This is a genomic window from Kocuria sabuli (assembly GCF_040981185.1).
GTDB lineage: Bacteria > Actinomycetota > Actinomycetes > Actinomycetales > Micrococcaceae > Kocuria > Kocuria sabuli.
Genome location: NZ_JAVHZE010000021.1, coordinates 1 through 26,954 on the forward strand (window position 1 = coordinate 1; position 26,954 = coordinate 26,954).

Annotated in this window: 24 protein-coding genes; 9 read left to right on the plus strand and 15 right to left on the minus strand. The window is 69.7% G+C overall.

Features of this window, described 5'->3' with window-relative positions; all coding sequences use genetic code 11:
• The first annotated feature begins 324 nt into the window (after positions 1-324).
• Complete coding sequence (locus RE027_RS15595) at positions 325-1,611, plus strand: adenylosuccinate synthase (RefSeq protein WP_368809193.1); 1,287 nt, start codon at positions 325-327, stop codon at positions 1,609-1,611.
• Positions 1,612-1,635: 24 nt separating this feature from the next.
• Here RE027_RS15595 and RE027_RS15600 read toward each other — a convergent pair whose 3' ends face one another.
• Both RE027_RS15600 and RE027_RS15605 read right to left on the minus strand, forming a co-directional pair.
• Positions 1,636-1,995 carry a DUF202 domain-containing protein gene (locus RE027_RS15600; RefSeq protein WP_368809194.1) on the minus strand — a complete coding sequence of 120 codons (360 nt, stop codon included), beginning with the start codon at positions 1,993-1,995 and terminating at the stop codon, positions 1,636-1,638.
• A gap of 1 nt (position 1,996) precedes the next feature.
• Positions 1,997-2,383 (minus strand): YidH family protein, encoded by a 387-nt coding sequence (locus tag RE027_RS15605; RefSeq protein ID WP_368809195.1) that lies wholly within the window; start codon positions 2,381-2,383, stop codon positions 1,997-1,999.
• Between the two features lie 159 nt (positions 2,384-2,542).
• On the opposite strand from RE027_RS15605, the gene RE027_RS15610 reads away from it, so the two are divergent.
• Genes RE027_RS15610 through RE027_RS15620 form a run of 3 tightly spaced genes read left to right on the plus strand, consistent with a single transcriptional unit; the run spans position 2,543 to position 5,304 of the window.
• Positions 2,543-3,349: a carbon-nitrogen hydrolase family protein gene (locus RE027_RS15610; protein WP_368809196.1), complete on the plus strand. Its 807-nt coding sequence runs from the start codon at positions 2,543-2,545 to the stop codon at positions 3,347-3,349.
• Positions 3,350-3,353: 4 nt separating this feature from the next.
• Positions 3,354-4,889, plus strand: a complete 1,536-nt coding sequence (locus tag RE027_RS15615; RefSeq protein ID WP_368809197.1) for a DUF2142 domain-containing protein — start codon at positions 3,354-3,356, stop codon at positions 4,887-4,889.
• Between the two features lie 31 nt (positions 4,890-4,920).
• Positions 4,921-5,304 carry a DUF4190 domain-containing protein gene (locus RE027_RS15620; RefSeq protein ID WP_368809198.1) on the plus strand — a complete coding sequence of 128 codons (384 nt, stop codon included), beginning with the start codon at positions 4,921-4,923 and terminating at the stop codon, positions 5,302-5,304.
• Between the two features lie 34 nt (positions 5,305-5,338).
• Here RE027_RS15620 and RE027_RS15625 read toward each other — a convergent pair whose 3' ends face one another.
• From RE027_RS15625 to paaA, 7 genes are all read right to left on the minus strand, one after another.
• Positions 5,339-7,321, minus strand: a complete 1,983-nt coding sequence (locus RE027_RS15625; RefSeq protein WP_368809199.1) for a M13 family metallopeptidase — start codon at positions 7,319-7,321, stop codon at positions 5,339-5,341.
• A gap of 86 nt (positions 7,322-7,407) precedes the next feature.
• Complete coding sequence (locus RE027_RS15630) at positions 7,408-8,184, minus strand: enoyl-CoA hydratase/isomerase family protein (protein WP_368809200.1); 777 nt, start codon at positions 8,182-8,184, stop codon at positions 7,408-7,410.
• Positions 8,185-8,257: 73 nt separating this feature from the next.
• Positions 8,258-9,418, minus strand: a complete 1,161-nt coding sequence (paaE, locus tag RE027_RS15635) for a 1,2-phenylacetyl-CoA epoxidase subunit PaaE (protein WP_368809201.1) — start codon at positions 9,416-9,418, stop codon at positions 8,258-8,260.
• Positions 9,418-9,957 (minus strand): 1,2-phenylacetyl-CoA epoxidase subunit PaaD, encoded by a 540-nt coding sequence (paaD, locus tag RE027_RS15640; RefSeq protein ID WP_368809202.1) that lies wholly within the window; start codon positions 9,955-9,957, stop codon positions 9,418-9,420. Before paaD ends, paaE begins: the two co-directional genes overlap by 1 nt.
• Positions 9,958-9,970: 13 nt before the next feature.
• A complete protein-coding gene (paaC, locus tag RE027_RS15645; protein ID WP_368809203.1) occupies positions 9,971-10,798 on the minus strand; it encodes a 1,2-phenylacetyl-CoA epoxidase subunit PaaC in 828 nt (275 codons plus the stop codon).
• A complete protein-coding gene (gene paaB, locus RE027_RS15650; protein ID WP_368809204.1) occupies positions 10,795-11,112 on the minus strand; it encodes a 1,2-phenylacetyl-CoA epoxidase subunit PaaB in 318 nt (105 codons plus the stop codon). The genes paaC and paaB overlap by 4 nt, the downstream gene beginning before the upstream one ends.
• Positions 11,113-11,114: 2 nt before the next feature.
• The gene (gene paaA / locus RE027_RS15655; RefSeq protein ID WP_368809205.1) at positions 11,115-12,131 is read right to left on the minus strand and encodes a 1,2-phenylacetyl-CoA epoxidase subunit PaaA; all 1,017 of its coding nucleotides are present in this window, start codon (positions 12,129-12,131) and stop codon (positions 11,115-11,117) included.
• 200 nt (positions 12,132-12,331) lie between these two features.
• On the opposite strand from paaA, the gene RE027_RS15660 reads away from it, so the two are divergent.
• The 3 genes from RE027_RS15660 to RE027_RS15670 all read left to right on the plus strand — a co-directional run bounded on the left by RE027_RS15660 (position 12,332) and on the right by RE027_RS15670 (position 14,904).
• The gene (locus RE027_RS15660; protein ID WP_368809206.1) at positions 12,332-12,826 is read left to right on the plus strand and encodes a hotdog fold thioesterase; all 495 of its coding nucleotides are present in this window, start codon (positions 12,332-12,334) and stop codon (positions 12,824-12,826) included.
• 1 nt (position 12,827) lies between these two features.
• Positions 12,828-14,171 carry a phenylacetate--CoA ligase family protein gene (locus tag RE027_RS15665; protein WP_368809207.1) on the plus strand — a complete coding sequence of 448 codons (1,344 nt, stop codon included), beginning with the start codon at positions 12,828-12,830 and terminating at the stop codon, positions 14,169-14,171.
• Between the two features lie 109 nt (positions 14,172-14,280).
• Positions 14,281-14,904 carry a TetR/AcrR family transcriptional regulator gene (locus tag RE027_RS15670; RefSeq protein ID WP_368809208.1) on the plus strand — a complete coding sequence of 208 codons (624 nt, stop codon included), beginning with the start codon at positions 14,281-14,283 and terminating at the stop codon, positions 14,902-14,904.
• A 64-nt stretch (positions 14,905-14,968) separates the two neighbouring features.
• Here the strand turns inward: RE027_RS15670 and RE027_RS15675 are convergent, their stop codons facing one another.
• Both RE027_RS15675 and paaZ read right to left on the minus strand, forming a co-directional pair.
• The gene (locus RE027_RS15675) at positions 14,969-16,666 is read right to left on the minus strand and encodes a gamma-glutamyltransferase family protein (RefSeq protein ID WP_368809209.1); all 1,698 of its coding nucleotides are present in this window, start codon (positions 16,664-16,666) and stop codon (positions 14,969-14,971) included.
• Between the two features lie 358 nt (positions 16,667-17,024).
• Positions 17,025-19,115 carry a phenylacetic acid degradation bifunctional protein PaaZ gene (gene paaZ, locus RE027_RS15680; RefSeq protein ID WP_368809210.1) on the minus strand — a complete coding sequence of 697 codons (2,091 nt, stop codon included), beginning with the start codon at positions 19,113-19,115 and terminating at the stop codon, positions 17,025-17,027.
• Between the two features lie 156 nt (positions 19,116-19,271).
• On the opposite strand from paaZ, the gene RE027_RS15685 reads away from it, so the two are divergent.
• Positions 19,272-19,682, plus strand: coding sequence for a PaaI family thioesterase (locus RE027_RS15685; RefSeq protein WP_368809211.1), 411 nt, complete (start codon positions 19,272-19,274; stop codon positions 19,680-19,682).
• A 297-nt stretch (positions 19,683-19,979) separates the two neighbouring features.
• Positions 19,980-23,036 carry an NACHT domain-containing protein gene (locus RE027_RS15690; protein WP_368809212.1) on the plus strand — a complete coding sequence of 1,019 codons (3,057 nt, stop codon included), beginning with the start codon at positions 19,980-19,982 and terminating at the stop codon, positions 23,034-23,036.
• A 58-nt stretch (positions 23,037-23,094) separates the two neighbouring features.
• Here the strand turns inward: RE027_RS15690 and RE027_RS15695 are convergent, their stop codons facing one another.
• The 4 genes from RE027_RS15695 to RE027_RS15710 all read right to left on the minus strand — a co-directional run bounded on the left by RE027_RS15695 (position 23,095) and on the right by RE027_RS15710 (position 26,843).
• A complete protein-coding gene (locus RE027_RS15695; protein ID WP_368809213.1) occupies positions 23,095-23,835 on the minus strand; it encodes a tyrosine-protein phosphatase in 741 nt (246 codons plus the stop codon).
• Positions 23,836-23,960: 125 nt separating this feature from the next.
• Positions 23,961-24,830 (minus strand): 3-hydroxyacyl-CoA dehydrogenase family protein, encoded by an 870-nt coding sequence (locus tag RE027_RS15700; RefSeq protein ID WP_368809214.1) that lies wholly within the window; start codon positions 24,828-24,830, stop codon positions 23,961-23,963.
• Positions 24,831-24,843: 13 nt separating this feature from the next.
• Positions 24,844-25,635 carry an enoyl-CoA hydratase/isomerase family protein gene (locus RE027_RS15705; RefSeq protein ID WP_368809215.1) on the minus strand — a complete coding sequence of 264 codons (792 nt, stop codon included), beginning with the start codon at positions 25,633-25,635 and terminating at the stop codon, positions 24,844-24,846.
• On the minus strand, positions 25,635-26,843 hold the full coding sequence (locus RE027_RS15710) for a thiolase family protein (RefSeq protein ID WP_368809216.1): 1,209 nt from the start codon (positions 26,841-26,843) through the stop codon (positions 25,635-25,637). The genes RE027_RS15705 and RE027_RS15710 overlap by 1 nt, the downstream gene beginning before the upstream one ends.
• Positions 26,844-26,954 lie beyond the last annotated feature (111 nt).

Sequence of the window (26,954 nt, forward strand, 5' to 3'; positions counted from 1 at the left end):
CGGTGGCCGCGGGGCCGCGGCCTCCGGGGCGGACCCCGGTGGGGTCGGGGGGGAAGGAGAAACCATGGGCACAGAGGGTATCGGCCCCCGCCCCCCCCCCCCCCCCCCCCCCCGGGACGGCGAGCCCGGATGCGTGCCCCGGGTCACGGACCGCTAGACTTGCACGGTACGAGCCCCTGGGCCTTCTTCCTGCCGGCGCGGCGCCGCCTCGAGCGTGCGGACAGGACCGGGCCGACGCAGGGGCGTTGTCGTGTCCGGCCGGTGTCAACCTCCGCCGGGCCCCGCGGGCGAGGTCCCGCGTCATCCAGGCAGGAGAGTCGTTCAATGCCAGCAATCGTGATCGTCGGCGCCCAGTGGGGCGACGAGGGTAAGGGCAAGGCCACCGACCTGCTCGGCGGCCGCGTCGACTACGTGGTCAAGCCCAACGGCGGCAACAACGCCGGGCACACCGTGGTGGTGGGCGGCGACAAGTTCGAGCTCAAGCTGCTGCCGGCCGGCATCCTGAGCCCCAACGCCGTCCCCGTGATCGGCAACGGCGTCGTCGTGAACCCCCAGGCCCTGTTCGAGGAGATCGACGGCCTCGAGGCGCGCGGGGCGGACACCTCCCGGCTGCGGATCTCCGCGAACGCCCACCTCGTGGCCCCGTACCACCAGACGATGGACCAGGTCACCGAGCGCTTCCTCGGCAAGCGGGCGATCGGCACCACCGGGCGCGGCATCGGCCCGGCCTACATGGACAAGGTCGGCCGGCTCGGCATCCGCGTCCAGGACGTCCTGGACGAGTCGATCCTGCGGCAGAAGATCGAGGGCGCGCTGCGGCAGAAGAACGAGCTGCTGGTCAAGCTCTACAACCGCCGGGACATCGACGTCGAGGAGGTCGTGGAGTACTTCCTGGGCTACGCCGAGCGGCTCGCCCCGATGATCGTGGACTCCACCTACCTCCTCAACCAGGCGCTCGACGAGGGCAGGGTCGTGCTCATGGAGGGCGGCCAGGCCACCTTCCTCGACGTGGACCACGGCACCTACCCGTTCGTGACCTCCTCCAACCCGACGGCGGGCGGCGCGTCCGTGGGCTCGGGGATCGGCCCGACCCGGATCACCCGGGCGATCGGCATCATCAAGGCCTACACCACCCGGGTGGGCGCCGGCCCGTTCCCCACGGAGCTCTTCGACGAGATGGGCGAGCAGCTGCGCACCACCGGCGGCGAGTTCGGCGTGAACACCGGCCGGCCGCGCCGCACCGGCTGGTACGACGCCGTGATGGCCCGCCACGCCTCCCGGATCAACGGCTTCACCGACTACTTCCTCACCAAGCTCGACGTCCTCACGGGCATCGAGCAGATCCCGGTGTGCGTGGCCTACGACGTCGACGGCGTCCGGCACGACGAGATGCCGATGACCCAGACCGAGTTCCACCACGCCAAGCCGATCCTCGAGTACTTCGACGGCTGGGAGGAGAACATCACCGGCTGCCGCTCCCTGGAGGACCTGCCGGCCAACGCCCGCGCCTACGTCGAGGCGCTCGAGGCCATGAGCGGCACCCGGATCTCCGCGATCGGCGTGGGCCCGGACCGCGACGACACCATCGTGGTGCGCGACCTCATCGTGTGAGCCCTCCCCACGGAGGGGGATGGCTCAGACGAGCACCAGCACCACCCAGATCCCGAGCGCGCCGAGCACGAGCACGGCGAGCGCGGTGGCCAGCACCGCCGCGGACTCGGGGGCGGACACCTCCCGGGCGATGCCGCGGGCGCTGCGCGCGTACCGCGACCGCTGCGTCAGGTAGATGGAACAGGCCGTGAGCACCGCCAGCCCGAAGAGGACCAGCACGAACGGCCCGTGCTGGGGGAGCCAGCGCAGGAAGACGGCGGAGACCACCACGAAGGACAGCAGGGTCCGGCCCCAGGCCATCGTGGTGCGCTCGGGCTGCAGGCCCGGGTCGGGGTGCGGGGGCTCCGACGGCGGCGCGGGCCGGCGGCTCGGCGGGCGCGGCATCTCAGCCCTGCAGCACGACGACGACGAGCACCCCGGCGGCGACCGCCCCGCCCACCGCGAGCAGCGGGGCGATCAGGGGCAGCGGCAGCGGTGCCCGGTGGCGCATGCTGCGCTCCACCCCGAGCCACCGGAACGCGGCGCCCGCGCTGACGAACATGCTCAGGGCCAGCAGCACCACGGCGATGAACGTGCGCACGGGCTCGTCGAAGACCTCGGCCGTGAAGGCCTCCACCGCGATGCCGCCGGCCAGGAACGCCAGGGACGTGCGGATCCAGGCGAGGAAGGTGCGCTCGTTGGCCAGGGTGAACCGGGGGTCCGGCTCCTGGCCGCCGCCCAGGAGCCACCGAGCGGTCCTGCCCCGTGCCCGGGTCCCCGGCTGCTCGTCCATCGTCCGCCCTCCGCTCGCCCGGCCGTTCCGGGGTCCATCCTGGCACGTCGTCCCGGCCGGGCCCCGTCGGTGCGCGGCGGCGGTTAGAGTGGGCGCAGCGGCGCCGGCGGCGCACGACGCCGGGGCGCCCCGACCCACCGTCGCACCCGAGGAGAGACCGTGAAGATCGCCGTCGGACAGTTCGCGCCCACCGCGGACACGGCCGAGAACCTGCAGACCATGCGCCGGCTGGCCGGAGAGGCGGTCTCCGACGGCGCGGAGCTCGTCGTGTTCCCCGAGGAGGCCATGTTCTCCGAGCGGCTCATCGGGGAGCAGTTCGAGGAGCTGGTGCTGCGCGGCTGGTCCGGATTCGTCCAGCAGCTGTCCTTCCTGGCCGCGCGGACGGGGGTCGCCGTGATCGCCGGCGGCTACGAGGCCTCCGCCGACGGCCGGCCCTACAACACGCTCGTGGCCGTGGACGCGCAGGGCGCGATCCTCGGCACGTACCGCAAGCTCCACCTCTACGACGCCTTCAGCCACCGGGAGTCCGACCGGATCCGGCCGGGGGACAAGGGCGTGACCGTGGTGCGGATCGGTGAGCTCTCGGTCGGCATGATCACCTGCTACGACCTGCGCTTCCCCGAGATCTGCCGCGCCGTCGTCGACGCCGGGGCCCAGCTGCTGACCGTGCCCGCCGCGTGGTTCGCCGGGGAGCACAAGGTGGACCACTGGCAGGCGCTGCTCAAGGCCCGCGCGATCGAGAACACCGTCTGGGTGGCGGCCGCGGACACCTGCGCCCAGCACACGGTCGGCCGCTCCGCGGTCCTCGACCCGCTCGGCGTGGTGGTGGCCGAGGCCGGGGAGGAGGAGGCCGTGCTCACCGCCGACGTCACCGCCGAGCGGATCGACGAGGTGCGCGAGACCGTGCCCGTGCTCGCCAACCGCCGCTTCGGCCCCGCGGAGCTGCTGCCCGCCGACGAGGACTGAGGCGGTGGCCACGGCGGTCCTGGGCTCCGGGGAGACCCCCGAGGACACCGTCCGCCCGCACCTGCGGGCCCGCACCGTGGTGGCGGTGTTCGCCGGGCTGTCCCTGCTCTTCGGGACGGTCTTCGCCGTGCTGGTCCCGGCGGCCTGGGGCCCGGACGAGGGCTCCCACTTCAAGCGGGCCTACCAGATCTCCCAGGGCGGGCTCGCCCCCGAGCGGCTGCCCGACGACGGCCCCTACCCCGTCTACGGCGGCTCCGTGCCGGCCACCGCGCTGGAGTTCATGTCCGGGCACGGCGGGCCGCCGGGGGCCAGGGAGCGCGGCTCCGACGCCCTGTACGCGGCGACCGAGGAGCGTGCGCAGGCGCTCGCCGCACCCCTCGCGGGCGAGCACGCGCGGACGTCGTTCGCCAACACGGCGGCGTACTCGCCCGTGCCCTACCTGCCCTCGGCCCTCGGGGCGCGGATCGCCACCGCGTCGGAGCTCAGCGTCGGCGGGGCCTGGATCCTGATGCGGATGCTGCAGGTGCTCGCCTACACGGGCGTGGCCGCCGCGGGGCTCTGGGCCCTGCGCGGCAGCCGCTTCCTCTGGGTGGGCTTCTGCGTGGCGCTGCTGCCCACGGCCCTCTACCAGTCGGCGGTGATCTCCGCGGACTCGGTGACCAACGCCGTCGTCCTGACGTTCACCGCGCTCGTGCTGCGCGCGACCGTGCTCGACCGCTCCGGTGCCCCTCTCACGCGGCCCGAGCTGGCGGTCCTGCTCGCGAGCGCGGTCGCCCTCCCGCTGATGAAGCCCACCTATGTCGTGCTGTCCCTGCTGCTGCTGGCGGTCCCGGCCCGGAAGTACCCGTTGCCCCGCCGCCGCGACGGGCGGCCGGTGGCGGCCCGGCTGGTGCTCACCGGGTGCCTGCTGCTGACCCTGCTGGGCTTCGCGGGGTGGATGTGGCTGGCCGCGGGGACCACCGAGGCGATGGGGATCCTGCGCGGCCCGGAGGAGCGGCACACGGTGCGTCCCGACGACCAGCTGGCCTTCGTGCTGAGCGAGCCGGTCGCGGTCCTGGGCGTGGCGGCGCGGACCGTCCTGACCCTGGACTGGGACTACGCGGCCAGCTTCGTGAGCCAGATGGGCTACGGGCTGGGCAGGAACGTCAACGGGCCGTTCGTCGGCGCGGTGTGCTGGCTCGTCGCCGTGGGCGCCGCGTTCTTCCACGGCCCGCAGGGGGTCGCCCCGCGGCGGGTCGCGACGTGGTTCGCGGTGGTGCTGCTGCTCAACGTCGCGGCGATCTTCGGCACCCTCTACCTCAGCTTCGCCCCGGTGGAGTCCGGGATCGTCAACGGCGTGCAGGGCCGGTACTTCGTCCCGCTCGCCCTGCTGCTGCTCGGGACGCTGCTCCCGCTGGTGCGGGCACGGTTCCCCGCCACGCCGGAGGGCCTGCGCCGGGTGGACACCATGGTCCTCGTGCTCGTGCCGCTCTCGGCCGCGCTGGCCGTGGCCGGCTACGCCACCCTGGTCCACATCACGGGCCACTCCGCGCTTCCCTGACCGACCGCACCGACCACCCCTGGAGGATCCCGTGGACGACGACCGCTCCGACTCCCCGCCGCGCCCGGACGTCCCCGGCGAGTCCGCGCCCGCCGGCGGCTACGGCCCGCCACCCCCGTGGGGCCCGCCCCCGCTGTGGGGCCCGCCCCCGCCGTGGCAGGCGGACCGCTTCGCCAGGGGCCGCAGCCACGCCGACACGGCGCTGATCCTCGGCATCCTCGGCGTGGTGGTGCTGCCCCTGCTGGGGCCCTTCGCGATCTGGCAGGCCAGGGAGGCCGAGAAGCTCGGCACCCCGGCCACGCCCGGGCGGGTGCTCGGCTGGGTCGGCACCGTCCTGCTCGCCGTCCTGGTGCTCTTCTTCGTGCTGTGGCTGGTGGCGGTCGCGTTCCTGATCGGCTCCGGCGGGGGCGGCTGAGCCGGGGCCCGGAGCGGGCGCCCGGGCCCCGGCCTCACCAGATGCTGACGCGCTCGGCCTCCGGCAGCCACAGCGCGTCCGTCTCCCCGACCCCGAAGGCCTCGTAGAAGGCGGGGACGTTGCGCACCACCTGGTTGGCCCGGAACTCGTTGGGGGAGTGCGGGTCGGTGGCGATGCGGTGGCGCAGCGCCTCGTCGCGGGACTTCTGCTGCCACACGTAGGCCCAGGACAGGAACAGCCGCTGCTCGGGGCTGTAGCCGTCGATCGGCTCGCCCGGTCCGGCGTCGCCGTGCTGCTCGCGGGACATCCGCCAGGCCTTGTGCGCGATCGTGAGCCCGCCCAGGTCCCCGATGTTCTCGCCCAGGGTCAGCTCCCCGTTGACGCTCGTGCCCTCGGCCTGCAGCTGCTCCGGGACCAGCCGGTCGTACTGGCGCACCAGCTCCGCGGTGCGCTCCTCGAACGCCCGGCGGTCGGCGTCGGTCCACCAGTTGCGCAGCCGGCCGTCGCCGTCGCAGGTGGAGCCCTTGTCGTCGAAGCCGTGACCGATCTCGTGGCCGATCACGGAGCCGATCGCGCCGTAGTTCACGGCGTCGTCGGCGTCCTCGTCGAAGAACGGGGGCTGCAGGATCGCGGCCGGGAAGACGATCTCGTTGCGCAGCGGATGGTAGTAGGCGTTGACCGTCTGCGGGGTCATCAGCCACTCGTGCCGCTCCACCGGCTGCCCGGCCTTGCGGACCAGCTCCGCGAGCCGGAACTCCGTGGTGCGGACGCGGTTGCCCACGAGGTCGTCGACGTCGATCCGCAGCGGGGAGTAGTCCTTCCACTTCTCCGGGTAGCCGATCTTCGGCGTGAACTGGGAGAGCTTCTTCAGCGCCTCCTGGCGGGTCTCCTCCGTCATCCAGTCCAGCCCGATGATCGAGACCCGGTAGGCCTCCAGGAGGTTCGCCACCAGCTCGTCCATCCGCTCCTTGGCGGTGGGGGAGAAGTGCGCTGCGACGTAGAGCTCTCCCACGGCCTCGCCGAGGACACCGTTGACGAGCTCCACCCCGCGCTTCCACCGGTCCTTGAGCCGGGGGGTCCCGGAGATCACGGTGCCGTAGAACGCGAAGTCCTCCTCCACGAACGCCGAGGACAGGTAGGAGGCGCGGGACGAGACCAGGTGCCACCGGGCCCAGGCCCGCCACGCCGGCAGCAGCTCGTCGACGAGCAGCTCCTCGACGCCCGTGAAGAAGGACGGCTGGGCGTTGACCACCGTGCGCAGCGCCGAGACCGGCAGCTCCGCGCCGTCCGCGAGGAGGGCCCAGTCCAGGACCGTGGTGGCCCCGGCCAGCTCCTCGAAGCTCATGGGGTTGTACATCCGGGTGAGGTCCCGGACCGTGACCTTGTCCCAGTGGTGGGAGGCGATCCGCGTCTCGAGCTCCACGACCGCGCGGGCCTGCTCGTCGGCGTCCGCCACACCCGCCAGGGCGAGCATGGACCGCACGTGGTCCTGGTACTTCTCCCGGATCGCGGCGTGCTGCTCGTGCCGGTAGTACTCCTCGTCGGGCAGGCCGAGCCCGGACTGGCCGACGAACACGAGGTTGCGCTCGGGGTCGCCCGGGTCTGCGTCGACGTCCACGCCCACGAGCCCGCCCGCGCCGCGGCGGATCATCCGGCCGAGGTGGCGCACCAGGTCCGGGACGTCCGCCACGGCGTCGATCTCGGCGAGGTCCGGGGCCAGCGGCGTGGCCCCGAGGGCCTCGATCCGCGCCTCGTCCATGAAAGACGCGTACAGGTTCGCGATCTTGGACTCGATCGACTCCGGGTCCCCGGCCCGGGCCCGGGTGATGAGCTCGCGCACGGCGGCCTCGGCCTGGTCCCGCAGCTCGATGAACGCCCCCACCGAGGGCTTGTCGTCGGGGATCTCGGTCCGGCGCTGCCAGGTCCCGTTGACGTGCCGGTAGAGGTCGTCCTGGGGCCGGACGGAGCGGTCGAAGCCGGAGAGGTCGAACACCGAGGAGGTCGCCGTAGAAGTCATGGCCCCACGTTAACCGGCACCCGGCGGCGCGGCAGGCCTTTTCCCCGACCGCTTAACCCGCGCCGCTCAACCCGCGCCGCGCCCGGTCAGACCCGCTCGCCGGTGAACCGGGGCCGGCGCTTCTGCTGGAACGCGGCGAAGCCCTCGGCGTAGTCGGCACTGCGGCACAGCTCGCCCTGCACCCGGTTCTCGTGCTCCACCGACTCCCACAGGCCCAGGCGCTCGTCGCGGATCTGCGCCACGAGCTCCCGGGAGGCGAGGAACGCCCCGGTGGCTCCCCCGGCCACCGCGGCGGCCTTGGCCCGGGTGAGCTCGAGCAGCTCCTCGCGGGGCACCGAGCGGCTGAACAGCCCGGAGCGCACGGCCTCCTGCCCGCTCATCAGCTCGGCGGTGTAGATCAGGTCCAGGGTCCGGTGGGCGCCGAGGCGCTCGGTGAACAGGGCGTGCCCGCCCGAGTCCAGGGTGGCGCCGAGGGCGGCGAACGGGGAGCCGATCTTCGCGTCGTCGGCCACGTAGACCACGTCCGTGGCGATCGCCAGCCCGAGCCCCACGCCGAGGCAGGCGCCCTGGACGGCGGCGAACGTCGGGGCGGGGAAGCGGCTCATCGCGCGCAGCAGCGGGGTGACCTTCCCGGCGAGGTACCCGTAGGCGTCGTCGGTGGCGGGCTCCACGGCGGAGATGTCCCGGCCGGCGCAGAAGCCGCGGCCCTCGCCGCGCAGCACGAGCGCGCGGACGCCGGCCCGCCCGGCCTCGGCGTAGGCCTCGCCCAGCTCGGCGAGCGCCGCCTCGTCCAGCGCGTTCATCCTCCCGGGCGCGTTCAGCACCACTTCGGCCACGGATCCGTCGATGGTCAGGTCGATCACGGCTGCTCCTGGGTGGGGTCGGGGACGGGGGTGGTGGAGCGGGGGTCCGGGGCGCGGGCCCGGCCGGCGCGGCTCAGGCGTCGAAGTCGACGACCAGCTGCCCGGAGGTGGGGCGGGTCTGGCAGGTCAGGACGTAGCCCTTCTCGACCTCGTCCTTCTCCAGGGCGTAGTTCTCCTCCATCTCGAACTCCCCGGCGACGACCTTCGCGCGGCACGTGCCGCAGACCCCGCCGGCGCAGGCGAACGGGACGTCGGGGCGGACCCGCAGGGCCGCGTTGAGCACGGTCTCGTGGGCGTTCTTCGGGGACTCGATCGAGCTGGAGAGCCCGTCGAGGGTGAACGTGATTTCGTGGCGCTCGTCCGAGGGGTCGGCCCGGACCGCCCGGCCCTGCTGGCCCTGCGGGTTCTCGGGGCGGCCCGTGCTGAACAGCTCGAAGCGGATCCTGTCCTCCGGCACGCCCCGCTCGGCGAGGGTGTCCCGGCACATCTGGACCAGCTCGAAGGGACCGCACAGGAACCATTCGTCGGTCCTGTCCACCTGGAGCACCTCGTCCAGGATGTCCTGGAGCTTGTCCTCGTCGATCCGCCCGGACATCAGCGGGCTGATCCGCTGCTCCCGGGAGAGGACGTGGTGGATCGCCAGGCGGGACGGGTACTTGTCCTTGAGGTCTCCCAGCTCCTCGGCGAACATCACCTCCATGGCGGAGCGGTTGGCGTAGACGAGGTCGAAGGTCGAGGTCCTCGAGGCGCGCAGCACCGCCTTGGCGATCGCCATGATCGGCGTGATCCCCGAGCCGGCGGCGAAGGCGACGAGGTGCACCGAGGCGTTCCGGGAGACCTCCTCGGCGGCGAGCTTCTCGGGGTCGTTCATGCTCGTGAGACCGAGCTTGGAGGTGAACGCGCCCTGCGGGTTCATGACGTCGAGCCTGTCGCCGGCCTTCAGGGACTCGTTGGCCCAGGTGGAGAAGACACCGCCGAGGTCCTGCTTGATCGCCACCCGGACCTCGCCCGGCTTCGGCTCCGCGCAGATCGAGTACGACCGGCGGACCTCCTGCCCGTCGATGCGGGCGCGCAGCGCCACGTACTGCCCGGGCAGGTAGTCGTAGTCGTCCACGAGCTCGGGGGGCACCGCGAAGGCGACCTCGACCGAGTCCGCCGTGAGCCTGCGGACCTGGGAGACCTCGAGGGTGTTGAACGTGGCCCGGCGCCGGGCCGGGGCGGTGATCTCGGTCATCAGTGCACCTTGAAGTAGTCGAAGGGTTCCAGGCACTCGTTGCAGACGTGGAGCGCCTTGCAGGCGGTGGAGCCGAAGCGGGTCAGCTCGCGGGTGTCCAGCGAGTGGCAGCGCGGGCACTTCACGGTGAGGCCCAGCCGGACGGGGCCGGCGGCGGAGCGGCCGGTGGGCGGGGCGATGCCGTACTCGTCGAGCTTGCGCCGACCGTCCTCGCTCATCCAGTCGGTGGTCCACGCCGGGTGCAGCACGAGGTCGACCCGCACGTCGTCGTAGCCCCGCGCGGTGAGCGCCCGGGTGACGTCCGTGGTGATCGTCTCCATCGCCGGGCACCCGGAGTAGGTCGGGGTGATGACGACGACGGCGCGCCCCTCCTCCGCCCGGGCGTCCCGCAGGATGCCGAGGTCGGCGATGGAGAGCACCGGGATCTCGGGGTCGTTCACCTCGGCGGCGACGTCCCAGACGCGGGCGGAGGCCTCGTCCGCGGGGCGCAGCTCCCGGCCGGTCACCCGCGTGCGGTCCGTCCGCTCGTGCTCGGTCATCGTCGTCACCTCCTCACCAGGTGGCGCCGGGGTGCCGGCGCGCCAGCACCTGCATCTCGGCGAGGATGTGGCCCCGCTGCTCGCTGAACTGCCCGGAACGGTCCCCGCCGTAGGCGCCCAGGACCTCGGGGACGGACAGCCCCGCCTCGTCGAGGACCGCCGCGATCCGCCGGTCGAAGTCGGCGCGCAGGGAGGACGGGCGCACAGCGGCGTCCCCGAGGGCGTCGACGAGCTCGTCGTCGTGGAACAGCTCGTCCACGTAGGGCCACATGTAGTACAGGCCGGCCTGGACGCGGCGCTCGGACTCCTCCGTGCCGAGGCCCAGGCGCAGGATCCACTGTCCCGCGTGGTCCTGGTGGTACCCGACCTCCTTGAGGGCCTTCTCCGCGATGGCCGCGAGGGTCGGGTCGCTGGAACGGACCAGCCGGCGGTAGAGCTCGTACTGGTAGCAGGAGAAGATCAGCTGCCGGGCGATGGTCTGCCCGAAGTCGCCGTTCTCCTGCTCCACGAGGCGGCACGAGCGGAACTCCTCCTCGTCGCGGAAGTAGGCGAGGTCGTCCTCGCTCTTCCCCCACGCGGTGCCGGCGTAGGTGAGGAAGAAGCGGGCGTGCCCGAGCAGGTCCAGGGCGATGTTGGCCAGCGCGATGTCCTCCTCGAGCTCCGGGGCGCGGGCGATCCACCAGCCGAGGCGCTGGGCGAGCATCAGGGCGTCGTCACCCAGCTGGAGGGCGTAGCGGGCGACGTCCTCGGGGGCCTTCGCGCCGCCCTCTTGGATGTCCTCCGCCGTGATCGCGGTGCCCGCGCTGATCCTCGTGGCGGACTCGTGGGATGCGTAGCTCACAGGTGCTTCACCCCTTCGCTCTTGGTGTAGTACGTGGCGTGGCGGTAGCTCTTGCCCTGCGCGGACTCGAAGTACGCGCCCTTGGCGTCGGGGTCCGACGCCGTGACGGCCTCGGAGGGCACGACCCACACGGAGGTGCCCTCGTTGCGGCGGGTGTAGAGGTCGCGGGCGTTGCGCACGGCCATCGTGGCGTCCGGGGCGTGCAGCGAGCCGGCGTGGACGTGGGAGAGCCCGCGCGAGGAGCGCACGAACACCTCCCACAGGGGCCACTCGTCCGAGGCGGCGCCGACGGTGTTCTCGTGGTTCTCGCTCATGCTCAGGCTCCGATGAGTTCGGCGGAGGCGCGCTCCGGGGCGGTCCTGCGGGCGTAGGCGGCGGCGGCCTCGCGGACCCACGCGCCGTCCTCGTGCGCCTGGCGGCGGCGCTGCATGCGCTGGAGGTTGCACGGGCCCCTGCCGCCCACGACGGCCTTGAACTCGTCCCAGTCCAGCGGCCCGTAGTCGTAGTGGCCGCGCTCCTCGTTCCACTTCAGGTCCGGGTCGGGGAGGGTGAGGTCGAGCGCCGCGGCCTGCTCGACGATCATGTCCACGAAGCGCTGGCGCAGCTCGTCGTTGGAGAAGCGCTTGATGTTCCACGCCATGGACTGCTTCGAGTTGGGCGAGTCGTCGTCCGGGGGCCCGAACATCTGCAGGGAGGGGCCGTAGAAGCGGTTCACGGCGTCCTGGGCCATCTGCTTCTGCGCGGGGGTGCCGTGGGAGAGCTCGTAGAGGATCTCCCAGCCCTGGCGCTGGTGGAAGGACTCCTCCTTGCAGATGCGCACCATCGCGCGACCGTAGGGCCCGTAGGAGGCCCGGCACAGCGGGACCTGGTTGGCGATCGCCGCGCCGTCCACGAGCCAGCCGATCGCGCCCATGTCGGCCCAGGTGCGCGCCGGGTAGTTGAAGATCGAGGAGTACTTGGCCCGGCCGTCCAGCAGCTGCTGGTTGAGCTCGGAGCGCGGGGTGCCCAGGGTCTCGGCGGCGGAGTAGAGGTACAGCCCGTGGCCGGCCTCGTCCTGGACCTTGGCCATGAGGATGGCCTTGCGCTTGAGGGACGGGGCCCGGGAGATCCAGTTGCCCTCCGGCTGCATCCCGATGATCTCGGAGTGCGCGTGCTGCGAGATCTGGCGGACCAGCGTCCTGCGGTAGGCGACGGGCATCCAGTCGCGCGGCTCGATGCGGGAGTCCTCGGCGATGATGCGGTCGAAGTGCTCCTGACCGGCGCGGTCCAGCTCGGCCTGCTCGGCCGGGTCCGTGGCGGGCACGGCGTGGAGGCCGCTGTTCTGCGTAGTCATGGTGTCCCTCTTCCGACGAGATGGCGCCGCGGAGCGGGAAGGCCGCGCGCGACTAACTGACCGTTCGTTCAGGATATAAGTCGGCGAGGGGTCGCGTCAACAGGCTGCGACTTGATGTCGCCAGGGCGGTGTGGGTTGACACGGGGTCCGGAGTGAGATTGTCTACTGAACATTCGGTCGTGAAGTGTGAGGAGCAGCACATGTCCCAGGACCATCCGATCCTCGCGGGGGACCACACCTCGCGCTGGATGGGCATCACCGTGGACCGTGCGGAGTACGGCCACGCCCAGATCCGCATGACGCTGCGGGAGGAGATGCTCAACGGGTTCGGCATCGCCCACGGCGGCATGGTCTTCGCCTTCGCGGACACCTGCTTCGCCCTCGCGTGCAACGACCCCGCCGGTGACGGCAGCACCATCACGGTGGCCTCCGGGGTGGACATCAACTTCATCGCCTCCGCCCACCGGGGGCAGGAGCTCACCGCCGTCGGCACCGTGCGCGCCCGGAACGGGCGCAGCGGCGTCTACGACATCCAGGTCACGGCCGAGGGGCGGCTCGTCGCCGAGTTCCGCGGCCGCAGCCGCACCGTCCCGAACCCCGCCCTCCGGGCGGCCGCGGCGCCGGTCCCGGAGCCGGCCGGGCAGCCCGTCCTGCAGACCGCCCAGCCGGCCGCCCAGCAGTCCGAGGAGGCCTGAGGTGACCGAGTGCTCCGTGCCCAACCCCCACACCCCCGCACCGGCCCCCGCGGACCGGTCGCAGCCGGATCCCGAGGAGACGATGAGCCGGGACCAGGTGGAGTCCCTCCAGCTCGAGCGCCTGCGCTGGACCCTGCACCACGCCTACGAGAACGTCCCCGCCTACGCGGAGCTCTTCGACGCCCACGGCGTGCACCCGGGCGACCTCCGGGAGCTCGAGGACCTCCGGCTGTTCCCGTACACGGACAAGGAGTTCCTGCGAAAGGCGTACCCGTTCGAGGCCCTCGCGGTGCCGATGAGCCAGGTCCGCCGGATCCACGCCTCCTCCGGCACCACCGGCCGGCCCACCGTGGTCGCCTACACCGAGAACGACATCAGCACCTGGGCGGGCCTCGTGGCCCGGTGCTTCCGCCTCTCGGGCGTGCGGCCCGGGGACAAGGTGCACAACGCCTACGGCTACGGCCTGTTCACCGGCGGGCTCGGCGCGCACTACGGCGCCGAGCGCCTGGGCTGCGCGGTGATCCCGCTGTCCGGCGGGCAGACGGAGAAGCAGGTCCAGATGATCCGGGACTTCGAGCCCCAGGTCGTCCTCTCGACGCCCACCTATCTGCTGACCATCGCCGACGGCTTCAAGGAGCTCGGCCTCGACCCCCGGGAGACCTCGCTGCGCACCGCCGTGCTCGGCGCCGAGCCGTGGACCGAGGAGATGCGCCGGGAGATCGAGACCACCTTCGGGATCGACGCGTGCGACATCTACGGCCTCTCGGAGGTCATGGGGCCCGGCGTGGCCGGGGAGTCCGCCGAGTCCAAGGACGGCTCCCACATCTGGGAGGACCACTTCCGCCCGGAGATCATCGACCCGTTCACGGACGAGGTCCAGGGGACCGGCCGTCCCGGTGAGCTCGTGTTCACGACGCTCACCAAGGAGGCCCTGCCGATCATCCGCTACCGCACCCACGACCTCACCCGCCTGCTCCCCGGCACGCACCGGCCCGGGCACCGGCGGATGGGCCGGATCACGGGCCGTTCCGACGACATGATCATCCTGCGCGGGGTCAACCTGTTCCCCTCCCAGATCGAGGAGCTCGCCCTGCAGGTCCCCGTGCTGAGCCCGCACTTCACGCTGGAGATCACCCGCCCGCACCGGATGGACCAGATGACCATCAACATCGAGCGGCGCGAGGAGGCCACCGTCGAGGCGGCGGAGGCCGGTGGCCGGCAGCTGGTGCACGCCATCAAGACGAGGATCGGCTCCTCCGCCTCGATCCGGATCGCCGAGCCGGGGACCCTCGCCCGGTCCTCCGGCAAGCTGCGCCGCGTCTACGACCTCCGGGACAAGGGGTGAACCGAGGCTCCTGACGTCCTCCGCGGCGAGCCCCCGAGATCGCCGCGGGGCTCGCCGCGTCATAAGATCGTTGCCCGACCCTCCCCGCCCCACCGAGATCGAGGTCCTCATGTCCCACCCACCGGCGTCCGCACTCCCGGACAGCGCGGCGCCGCGCCGCGGCCGGCCCGGCTACGACCGCGAGACGCTGCTGGGTGTCTGCGTGGAGGTGTTCAACGTCCACGGCTACGACGCCACCTCGATGGGCACGCTCTCCCGGCACCTGGGCATCTCCAAGTCGGCGATCTACCACCACGTGGAGTCGAAGGAGGAGATCCTCGAGCAGGCCCTGGGGCGCGCCCTGGACGCCCTCGAGGAGGTCCTGGCCTCGACGGAGCGCATGGAGGTGCCGGCGGTCGAGCGGCTGGAGCACGTGATCCGGGGGACCGTGCGCGTGCTCGTGGAGCAGATGCCCTACGTGACGCTGTTGCTGCGGCTGCGGGGCAACTCCGAGGTCGAGACCCGGGCGCTGGAGCGCCGCCGCTCCGTCACCCGGCAGGTGGCCGCGCTCATCGAGCAGGCCCAGGCCGAGGGCGGCCTGCGCGACGACATCAGCGGCCGCTCCGCCTCCCGCCTGCTCCTGGGCATGATCAACTCGATCGTCGACTGGTACCGGCCGGACCCGGACAGGGCCTCCGACGCCCTGGCCGACACCGTGGTCGCGTTCGCGTTCTCGGGGCTGCGCGCCCCCTGAGCCGGGAACCGGCTCGACGGGGCGCGACCGGGCGGGTTCGTGCCGCCACCGGCCGTGGACGGTGCTACCGGCTCGACGGCCCCGGCAGCACCGTCCCGCCGGCCGTCTCGTTGCGCGGCTCCACCCCCAGCCGGGCCTCCGTCCCGTCCGCGTCGACGGCGAGCATGTTCGCCGTGCCGACGATGCCCGCCCCCACGGTCACCTCGTGACCCCGGCGGCGCAGCTCCTGGACCGCTGCCTCGGGGAAGGCCGGCTCCACCTGGAGGGTGTTGTCGGCCTCGTAGGGGTGGTTGGACGCGGGGAAGGCCGTGCTGACGAAGCGCGGCTGCGCCACCGCCTGCTGGGGCGTCATGCCGAACTCCACCACACTCATGAACTGCTGCAGCTGCCCCTGGGTCTGGGTGTCGATGCCGGTGTTGCCGCCGAGGAGATACGGCCGGCCGGCGCGCAGAGCCATGAAGGGGGCGGAGGTGTGCCGCACCGTGGCCCCCGGCGCCACGGCGTTGACGTTGCCCTCGTCGAGCGACATGAAGCTCATGCGCTCGTTGATGTGGATCCCCGTGTCGCCCACCACCAGGAACTGGCCGCCCAGGCTCGTGGTCACGGCGGCAGCGTTGCCGGAGCGGTCCGTGACGTGGAACGTGGTGGTGTCCGATGCCTGCCGGTCGAGCCCGCTGTCGATCGGCCAGCGGGCGGCACGGTCCATGTCGATGCGTGCCCGCTGGCTCCGGGCGTACTCGTCCGACAGCAGCTCGTCCACGGGGACGTCGGTGCGCTCGGGGTCGCCCACGTGCGCATGGCGGTCGGCGAAGGCGAGCTTGATGGCCTCGACCTGCAGGTGCACCACGTCGGGGTCGTCGGGGGACCGGCCGGAGAAGTCGTCGTTCTGGAGGATGTTGAGGGCCTGCAGCATGGTGATGCCCTGGCTGTTGGGCGGGTTCTGGTACACCGTGACGTCCTCGCCGTAGTCGATGGATATCGGCTCGACGATCTGTGCGGAAAAGCTGCTGAAGTCCTCCAGCGTGAGGTATCCGCCGTTCTGCTCCGAGAAGGCGACGACGGCCTCCGCGACGGGCCCACGGTAGAAGTGGTCCCGGGCGGCCTGGATCCCGGTGGAGCGGTCGGCGGCGCCGTCGTACGCCGCCACCAGGTCCTCGAAGGTATCGGCCATGTCCCGCTGGTACACGGTGTCGCCCGTGTCCAGCAGGTCGCCGTCGCGGATGTAGAGGTCGGTCATGACCGGGCTCTGCCGGATGTTCGCTTCTTCCAGGGTCAGCCAGTAGGTCATCTCGGAGCTCACCGGGTACCCCTCCCGGGCCACGGCGATCGCCGGCGCGAGGACCTCGCCGAGTTCCAGCTCGCCGTACTCCTCGAGCCAGAGCATCCACCCGTCCCAGGCGCCGGGGAGGATGGCCTGGTGCATGCCGAAGTCACCGGCCCGGGGCCGGTAGTCGTCGAGCGTCGCTGCGCTGCCGACCGGGCCCACGCCGTCCAGGCTCGTCACCTCGTCCGGGTCGGCGTCGTAGTACAGCCCCCACGTGCCACCGCCGAGCACGCTCGAGTAGAAGGGCTCCACCACGCTCAGCACGGCGGCGACCGCGACGGCGGCGTCGGCGGCAGTGCCGCCGGCCTCGAGGATCTCCGTTCCCGCCGCGGTCGCCAGCTCGTGCGAGGACACCACCGCCTGCGCGTGCGGTGAGCGGTCCTCGGGCGCATCCGGGGCGGTGGTCCCACCGGGCTCCGGCGTTCCTCCCGGCGTCATCGGTGCGGAGGCCTCGGCGCCGGTCGGACCGGGGGTGATTCCCGCACCGTTCTCCGGGGGAGGCGTGCATCCCGACAGGGCGAGGAGGCACAGCATGCCGATGGCCGTTGCACGGGCTGGGCTCGAACTCCGGCGCATCGCGTCTCCTCCGGCCGTGGTCCCCGTCCGCGGTCCGCCGGTGGAACGGCGACGGCACGCGTGGGGGTCCGGGCAGCGTGGTGCCCAGGCTAGCACCGGGCGGAACGGGTGCAACAGGCTGCGTCCCGGCCCTCGGGCCCCACGTCACGGCGAGCTCCTGGCACGCGGACGGCCCCGGCCGATGCCGGGGCCGTCCGCGGTCAGCTCAGGGGCGTTCCGCTCAGGCGGCCGGCCAGGTCTTCGCCACGAGGGTCAGCACGTCGTAGGTCGCCACGATCTCGTCGTGCTGGTTGTGCAGGATCGCGTCCCACCGGACCTCGCCGTACTCGTCGGTCACGCGAGGGGTGATCTGCTTGGCGGTCAGGGTCACCCTGAAGGCGTCGTCGTAGGTCACCGGTGTGAGGAACCGCAGGTTCTCCAGTCCGTAGTTCGCCAGGACGGGGCCCGGCGCGGCGTCCACGAACAACCCGGCCGCCCAGGAGACCAGCAGGTAGCCGTGGGCCACCCGGCGCGGGAAGAACGGGTTGGCCGTGGCGGCCTCCTCGTCGGTGTGCGCGTAGAACCTGTCCCCCGTCCGGTCCGCGAACTCGGTGATGTCCTCGAGGGTCACGGTGCGCAGCTCGGAGGCGAACTGGTCGCCGATCCGCAGGGTCTCCAGGGACTTCCGGAACGGGTGCTCGCCGGTGCCGTTCTCGACCGCCTCCCGGGTCACGGTGTGCGCCGCCGCCCCCCGGTGCCACACACCCGTCACGGCGGTGAGGATGTCCGGGGGGCCCTGGATCGCGGTGCGCTGCATGTAGTGCTTGATGCCGCGCACGCCGCCCAGCTCCTCGCCGCCGCCGGCCCGGCCCGGACCGCCGTGCACGAGGTGCGGCATGGGCGAGCCGTGGCCGGTGGAGGTCTTGGCGTCCTGACGGTTGAGGAAGTGCACGCGCCCGTGGTGGGAGCCGATGCCGGCGGTGAAGCGGGCGGCGGTCGCGCCGTCGTTCGTGCACACGGTGGCCACGAGCGAGCCGCCGCCCAGCGCGGCGAGCCGCACGGCGTCGTCGACATCGGTGTAGCCAAGCACCGAGGTCACCGGGCCGAAGGCCTCGACGAAGTGCACCTCGGGGGTCTCCGGGTCGTCGAAGGACAGCAGCGTGACCGGGAAGAACGCGCCCGCCTCGGCGTCGGCCCCGCCCACGGAGCCGTCGGGGCCACCGAGCCGGACGGTGCCGCCCGCGGCCACGAGCCGCTCCACGGCCCTGCGGACCTCGCCCTGCTGCTCCTTGGAGGCCAGTGCGCCCATGGTGACGCCCTCGGTGCGGGGGTCGCCGATGACCACGCGCTGCTGCACGCGCTCGGCGACGGCCGCGACGACGTCCTCCACACGGTCCTGCGGGACGATGACGCGCCGGATGGCCGTGCACTTCTGCCCGGCCTTCGAGGTGATCTCCACGAACACGGCCTTCACGAAAGCCTCGAACTCCGGGGTGTCCGGCGTGGCGTCCGGACCGAGGATCGCGGCGTTGAGGGAGTCCGTCTCGGCGGTGAAGCGCACCCCGCCGGTGCGCACGTTGTCGTGGTGGCGCAGCGACTCCGCGGTGCCGGCGGAGCCGGTGAAGGCCACGTGGTCGCGGTAGTCCAGGTGGTCGAGCAGGTCCCGGGCCGAGCCGGACACCAGCTGCAGGGAGCCCTCGGGCAGGATGCCGGACTCGACCATCAGGCGCACGCAGGCCTCGGTGACGTAGCCGGTGGGCGTCGCGGGCTTGACCACGGTGGGCATGCCGGCGATGAACGACGGCGCGAACTTCTCGAGGAAACCCCACACCGGGAAGTTGAACGCGTTGATCTGCACGGCCACGCCGGGCATCCGGGTGTAGATGTGCTCCCCGAGGAAGGAGCCGTCCTTCGAGAGCTGCTCCACGGCGCCGTCCACGACGACGTTGGCGTTGGGCAGCTCGCGCCGGCCCTTGGAGGAGAACGTGAAGAGGGTGCCGATGCCGCCGTCCACGTCGAAGAAGTGGTCCTTGAGGGTGGCCCCCGTGGCGTAGGAGAGGTCGTAGAGCTCCTGCTTGCGCTCGGTGAGGTGCTGCGCGAGCTCCTTGAGCTTCAGCGCCCGCTCGTGGAGGGTGAGCTCCCCGAGGGACTGCTGGCCCACGGTCCGCCCGTACTCCACGGCGGAGGCGATGTCGATGCCGTCGGTGGACACGCACGCCACGACCTCGCCGGTCGAGGCGTCGGTGACCTCCGCGACCCGCTGCGGGTTCTCCGGCGTCCACCACCGGCCCCGCAGGTAGCTCGGGAGGATGGTCCGGGTCTGTGCTGCCACGGTGCGTGGTCCTTTCGCTCGGGTGCGTGCCGGGGCGGGAGTCGATCCCGGCCCGGCATCCTGACCGATCGTTCGGTATTATGACCACGATAGCCTACGTCACACCCCGGGGCCACTGTGGACCTGCGCTCCGGGGACCTGCCACCGAGGAGCGCCATGACCGCGAGCGAGAACCACGAGCCCTGGCGGATCGTGCTGGGCGAGCTGGACGAGAAGATGGGCGTGACCGTCCTGGAGGAGTCGGCCGAGCGCGTGGTCGCCACGATGCCCGTCGAGGGCAACCGGCAGTCGCTGGGCCTGCTGCACGGCGGCGCGATGGTGGCGCTCGGGGAGGCCGTGGGCTCCTGGGCGGCCGTCATCCACGCGTCCACTCTGGGCAAGGTCGCCGTGGGGGTCGACGTCAACGCCACCCACCACCGCTCCTCCCGCGACGGCACCGTGACGGCCACGGCCACGGCCCTGCAGCTCGGCCGCTCGCTGACCTGTCATGAGGTGGTGATCGCGCACGAGGACGGCACCCGGCTGTGCACCGTGCGGATCACGAACTTCCTCAAAGACCGAGATTAATGTGCCGACCGCTATAGCGTTGGGTATGCAAGCGCTGCATCGGTACCCGACACGGAAACAATACTTACGGGCCTGAGAGGCAGACTCAGGCAACGCACAGTTTCGTGGCTACGCGGACATCGATGTGACCATGTGCGTTGCCAGTGCTTTCTAAGGTCACTTGGTTTTCACTCCCTATGGCGTCGAGAGCAAGGGCATATGATCACGTATAGTCCGTAATGAAGCGAATCGTGAATCACCCATCGAGGCCCGACGGACAAGCAGGATCGTCTCATCCCGAACGGCCAGGAGGCTCGCATGATTACAATCCCTCAGTTGCCCGCTCCTTTCGCGGAGGGGAGCCATGCCTATTCCTTAAGGGAATCAATGGCCTACTTTGAGTCATTGGCGCGCTTAACGTTCTGCCTTGCCAACTACCCGCAATCTGCCGCGTTGGGGATGCCACCGCTCAAAATTCCCAGCAAGTCGGGGTACGGAGCCTACCTCGGTTTGCTCCATCAATTGGCAGGGCGACCAGGTGCAGATCCTAAATTTATCGAAATGGTTCGCATTCAGTGCAAAGCGAGCGAAACCGGGCTCGGCGACAAGACGGTGCGCGAGTGGCGCAACTCCTTGAGTCATGGCGCGGTGGAACCTTCGGCGGCCTACGCCTACAGCGCCCAAGCGAGTCGCTTACTGCAAGAAGTTCACGAAAGTGTTAAGTACTTCTTTTCGCGATGGGAGATCAGCGGAAAAGAAGAAACAGGCTGGTGCGTTGTTGGAGTACTCAATCCACTTGTTGCTGTGAGTCACAGCTCCGGGGTTCTTGGCTTTTATGACGGTTTCGAGGTGCGAGGACGTGACTACGACGTAGATTATCAGACATTGGACGCACAAATTCCGGAATTTTCTGCGGTCGTAACCTCCGAGTCTCGGGATATTCACTCCGCATTGCGGGAGGTGCTGCCCGAAGATTCGAAATATGCAGATATGGTAGCAGAAATTCGCAGATTTCATTCGGCCGTAAAGAAAGATATAGCACCTTTTGCTGAAAAAATTCCGAGCCCCCGCTTTGACATTGCCGAGAACAATGCATTATTTACTGTGTCTTGGAAGCTGAGGACCAGTCAAGGCTGGGAGAATCGTAGGGATGTTTTCAGTATTGAGCAAGGGTCTAATCGACGACTATGGCGACCTCTCACCGGCGCCGATAAAATCGACAACAACTACGTGGAGTTCATAAAGGATATTGCTAGTTGGCAAGTTCTTCGCGAGCGTTTAAAGCAAATGCTGGAGTCGGTGCGACAGGATAATATTGCTCGAGGTGTGAGCGAGTTCGGTTTTAATGGGTTTGACTCCTATATGTCGAAAGTCCCCCGACGATTTCAAGACATTGACCATTCATTTGAACTGGGTAGGTCCGAGCGCCTCAGTTCGGCAAGGGAAATGCGGGAGGCTCTCGATCAAGCAGTAAAAAAGAGGACGGCAACACCACAAGTTTTCTTCCTTACGGGTGAGGCGGGTGTGGGTAAAACTCATACCCTAGTCGAGACTGCATGGGAACGGCTGGCGGAAGTTTTAGAAAAAGAGGAAGAATATCCTCTCTATATTTACATGGACTGCTCGGGTATTCCTCTTAAGACCCTTGCGGATGCGATAAACAGCTACTTCAATGAGTTAATGCTTGGAGCCTCTGGTCAACTGGCTTGCTTGTGTCGAAACGGTCTGGCAGTTCTACTTATCGATGGTTTTGATGAACTTTTGGGGGGCGTCGGATACAAGGACGCGCTGGGAGTTATGGAACCGTTCTTGGATTCTCTGGGTTCTAGCGGAACGGTCATGATTTCCGCAAGATCCTCATATTTGGCAAATCAGTACCGAGCTAGTCTTGAGGGGGCTCAACTACTACGTCAGTCGGGTCCGGAGCACTACCTTGTACGTCTTCTCAATTGGCTGCCGGAGGAGGTGGAGCAGGGGCTGACCTATGATCTCGGGAATGGCTTTCCGTTAGAATCTATTCCTGTAAGCGACATGGAGCTTCTGCGTAGCCCGTTTTTCTACCTCGTATTTGTCGAGTGGATTAAAAGTGCCGATAGTGACGCGAAGTTTACCGAAGGATCTCTGGCTCGAATTCTTATCGACAAGTACTTCGAGCGGGAGATCGGCAAGTTGCGCAACTCGCGCGTGCGGGAGATAAGTCCTGCCGCGCTCGGCGACATATTTGAACAAGCGGCCGAGCTCATGTTCGAGGACGGTGTTGAACGAATTAGTCTTTCTGACTTCAATCTCTGCGCTCAATCGGCATTGGAAATAGAGGAGTTTGAGGGCCACGATAAGGACCTGGATGCTCGACTGCAGGTTTTGTGTGGCTTAGAGGTAAGGCGGGACGATGATCTCGTAATGTTCGGTTTTGAGCACCCAGTCTACTTTAATGAGTTCCTTTTACGGTCGCTATTAAAAAAATTTGAAGATTCGGGTTGGTCGACAAATGTGGTCCGGAAAGAACTAGAGCGCTCCGTGTTGCCAGAGCACGTTGTGCGTGGTCTGCTGACCGAAGAGATGTCAAATCAGCGAAACTCGCAATTGCTGGGTAGGCTCGGGGGAGTCGGGGGATCTATCGACGGCGTTCTTTCCAGTAACTTGGGACTTCTTTTGTCTGTGGCCTTAGTTATGCCGGGGGGCATTCAACTAAATCACGAAATGTTGAATATTAATGCTATGACCCTGTATATTGGCGAGGCTGCTGCGGGGCGGCTAATTCTGGTCAGCTCTCGCGCTAAAAAGCTTCGAATGTCCTTCCGAAGCGGAGTCGAACTCGTACTCGATGGCTCGGATGTCGAGCATCTTACCCTTATCGGCGAATCGGCGGAATTCAAATTATCTGATGGATCCATTGCTTGGATCAATGGGTTCAGGGTTGGGGTTCTTGTCGTAGAGGATGAGCAAGGAGTGGTCAAGCACTTGCTCGATTCGCAGATCCAGATTCTGGATTATCTTATGAGCTGCGGTTTTACGGGTCTTGAAGATATTAGGGAAAGAATTGTCGGATTGCAAGTTTCTCCGAGCGTGGAGTTCACAAAGCGCGTACTTAACCGTATGCGCGTGTCCCAAAAAGCGGCACTCGTTGTGGAGAAAAAAACTTACAAGCCAGGACGAGATGCGGAAAAGTGGATGGAACAACCTGTTTCCGATGCTTGGCCTAATATGGTGCATGCTTTAGTGGAATCAGGTGCGGGTAAGATGCGGCAGATTAATGCTTCAGGTCCGGCAAAAATGTTTGTTTCGTTTAGCATAGCTCCGGGGATATTGCTCGATGGCAATGGCAACTTTGAACCGGATTCTCGCATCGATGATTTTTGGGAGCGCATCGGTTAATTATGTCCGGTGCTTTGCGATATGAAGTGGACGGAGCGTAAGTCGCGCATAGCTTTTTCTATGCATTTGGGTGTGCGGGTGCTTTCCCAATTGCGGCGGTGGCGAGCCGGTGGCGCAGGGCCGCGAGCTCCACGGCGGGCACCCCTGCGTCCCGGAGATAGCGCTCGGCGTCGAGCTCGGCCAGCAGCTCCGCGAGGGCGGCCCGCCGCCCCGCGAGCAGCGCGGCCATCTCCTCCTCCGGGTGGTGGCGCTCGACCGGGTGCGGCACGGGGGAGACCCGGTGCCACTCGTTGATCCCGCGCGCGGCCGCCTCGTCCTCGGCCAGCAGGCGCTCCGGGGGAGCCCCGGCGAGACCCAGCAGCAGCAGGGCCAGCACCCCGGTCCGGTCCCGCCCGGCGGAGCAGTGCACCACCACGGCGCCCTCGGCGGTCGCCACCGCGCGCACCGCGTCGGCGATCGGGCCCGGGAAGAGCCGCAGGTACTCGCGGTAGCCGCGGGGGTGGTTCAGGTAGGGCGTGCCCACCCGGGGGAACTCGGGGTGCCCGGGGTCCTCCGTGGGGTGATGCAGGACCGTGATGCCGGCCCGGGCGGCGGGCTCGTCCACGGGGTCGGTGTCCCGTCGGCGGCGCTCGCCGGCGTTGCGCAGGTCCACGACCGTGCGCACCCCGTCCGCGGCCGCGGCGCGCCAGCCCGCGCCGGTCAGCCGCTCGGAGCGGCCCATCCGCCAGACGTCCCCGGCCAGCCGCCGGGCGTTGACCGCCCCGTCCCATGCGGCCGGGGTCCCGGGCAGTGCGTCCATGCCCCCACCATAGGGCCCGCGTCCGACGACGCCCTCTCCGGTGGCACGAACCTCCCGGTTCCGCCCGGGCGCCGGCGCTGCGACCTCGGGCGGAGCCGGTGAGCTCGGTGGAAGGGGAGGAAGTGCTACTGGTCGTAGGTGAAGAAGCCCTGTCCGCTCTTGCGGCCGAGTTCGCCGCGGGCGACCATGTCGCGCATCAGCTGCGGCGGGGCGAAGCGCTCGCCGAGCTCGGAGGCGAGGTACTCCGCGATGCCCAGGCGCACGTCCAGGCCCACGATGTCGGTGAGCGCCAGCGGGCCCACCGGGAACCGGTAGCCCAGCACCATGGCGTTGTCGATGTCCGCCGGGGAGGCCACGCCCTCCTCGACCATGCGGATCGCCTCCAGGGCGATCACCACCCCGAGGCGGGAGGAGGCGAAGCCGGGGGCGTCGTTGACGACCACCGCGGTCTTGCCCAGACCCTCGACCCACTGCACCGACAGCTGCCGCAGCTCCTGCCCGGTGTGCTGGGAGTTCACGACCTCCACGAGCTTGGAGGCCGGCACCGGGTTGAAGAAGTGCAGCCCGCAGAACCGCTGCGGGCGCTCCAGCTGCTCGGCGAGCCCGTCCACCGACAGCGAGGAGGTGTTGGTGGCCAGCCACGCCGTGGCCGGCAGGTGGCGCTCGACCTCCTGCAGGGCCGAGACCTTCAGCTCCCAGGCCTCCGGGACGGCCTCGACGACGAGCTCGCACCCGGCGAGGTCGGTGTGGTCCACGGACAGGGTCAGCTTCTGCGACCACTCGTCGAGGTTGCCGTCCACGGCCCCGCGCTCCAGGGACCTGGCCAGGTCGCGTTCGATCCGCTCCTGCGCGGCCTCGGCGGCCGGCCCGTCGCGCTCCACGACGGTCACCTCCGCCCCGGCCAGCAGGAAGGCGTGGGCGATGCCCGCGCCCATGCGTCCTCCGCCCAGGACCCCGACGACGGCGGGAACGGCCAGTGCGTGCTTCTCGGTCATCGTGGAAATGCTCCTACTTCTGCTGGTTCTGCGAGGTCTTCTTGCGGTCCAGGAAGGCCTGCATGCGGTCGAACTTGGCCTGCGACTCGAAGAGCACGGCCTGCGCCAGTTCGTCGATGTGGGGGTGGGCGGACGGCGGGGCCGCGAAGACCCGCTTGGAGATGCGCACGGCCAGGGGGTCCTGGGCGGCGATCCGGTCGGCGAGCGCGTGCGCCGCGCCCACGAGCGCGGACGGCTCGTGCAGCTCCGTGACCAGGTGCAGGGCCAGGGCCTCGTCCGCGTCGAGGATCCTCCCGGCGAGCAGGATGTCCAGGGCGACCGGCTCCCCGACCAGCTCCTTGAGCCGCCACAGCCCGCCGGCCGCGGCGACGATGCCGAGGTTGGTCTCCGGCTGGCCGATCTTCAGGTGCGGGGTCGCGATCCGGAAGTCCGCGGCGTAGGCCAGCTCCGCGCCGCCGCCCAGGGCGTAGCCGTCGATCGCGGCGATCACGGGCATGGGCAGCTTGTGGATCCGGTCGAAGATCCGGGAGTTGATCCCCTGCAGGGCGTCGTCGCGGCGGCGCTCGCGCAGCTGGGCGATGTCCGCGCCGGAGGCGAAGACCCCCTTGCCGTTCACCTCGGTGCCCGAGAGGAGCAGGATCTTGGGGGCCCGCTCGAGGTGGTCGCACACGGTGTGCAGCTCCTCGACCATGGTCGCGTCGATGGCGTTGCGCACGGCGGGGCGGTCCAGGACCACATGCAGGCGGTCCTCGCGCTCCTCCAGGCGCAGCGCGGTGAACTCCCCCCGGAGGCTGTCGCCGGCCATCAGATTTTTTCCACGAGCATCGCGGTGCCCTGGCCCACGCCCACGCACATGGTCGCCAGCCCGCGCTCGGCGCCCTCGCGCTCCATCCGGCCCAGCAGGGTCACGACCAGTCGGGAGCCGGAGGAGCCGAGGGCGTGGCCTAGGGCGATGGCCCCGCCGTCGTTGTTGACCACACCCGGGTCCAGGCCCAGGCGGCGGATGCAGGCCAGGGACTGGCTGGCGAAGGCCTCGTTGAGCTCCACCGCACCGAGATCACCGATGCCCCACCCAGTGCGGCCCAGGACCTTCTCGGTGGCCGGCACTGGGCCCAGACCCATGATCTCCGGGGCCACCCCGGCCGAGGCGCCGTCCACGATCCGGGCCCGGGCAGCGAGCCCGTACTTCTGCGCGGCCCGCTCCGAGACCACCAGCACCGCCGAGGCGCCGTCGTTGAGGGAGGAGGAGTTGCCGGCGGTGACCACCGAGCCGTGGGACACCACCGGGCGCAGTTTGGCCAGCACCTCCATGGTGGTGCCCGGGCGGGGCCCCTCGTCGGTGTCCACCACCGTCTCCGCACCCTTGCGGCCCCTGACGGTCACCGGCACGATCTCGGGGCTGAACCGGCCGGCGTCGATCGCGGCGATCGCGCGTTCGTGGGAGGCGACGGCGAACGCGTCGGCGTCCTGGCGCGAGATGCCGTCCACGACCGCCACCTCCTCGGCCGTCTCCGGCATCGAGTAGGTCATCTTCTCCTGCTTCTTGAACTGCGGGTTGGTGAAGCGCCAGCCGATCGAGGTGTCGAAGACCTCCCCGGGCTTGGCGAAGCCCGTGGAGGGCTTCTCCATCACCCAGGGGGCCCGGGACATGGACTCCACCCCGCCGGCGACGACCACGTCGGCGGCACCGGCCTTGATCATGTGCGAGGCCATGATGATCGCCGACAGCCCCGAGGCGCACAGCCGGTTGACCGTGATGCCCGGGACGGTGTCCGGGAAACCGGCCAGCAGCCAGGCCATGCGGGCCACGTTGCGGTTGTCCTCCCCGGCGCCGTTGGCGTTGCCCAGGATGACCTCGTCCACCTCGTGCGGATCGATCCCGGCGTCGGTGACCGCGCGGCCGACCACCAGGGCGGCCAGATCGTCCGGGCGCACGCCCGAGAGCGCGCCGCCGTACCGGCCCACCGGGGTACGCACGCCACTGACGAGAAAGGCCTGAGGGGCTGAGGACATGGCGGAACTCCTGTCGCGACGGGGAGGGTCGGCCGCGGGCGACGGTGCCCGGCAATAACCGACCGTTCGTTCATCAAACAATCCCACGGGCGTGCCCGCGGGGTCAACAGT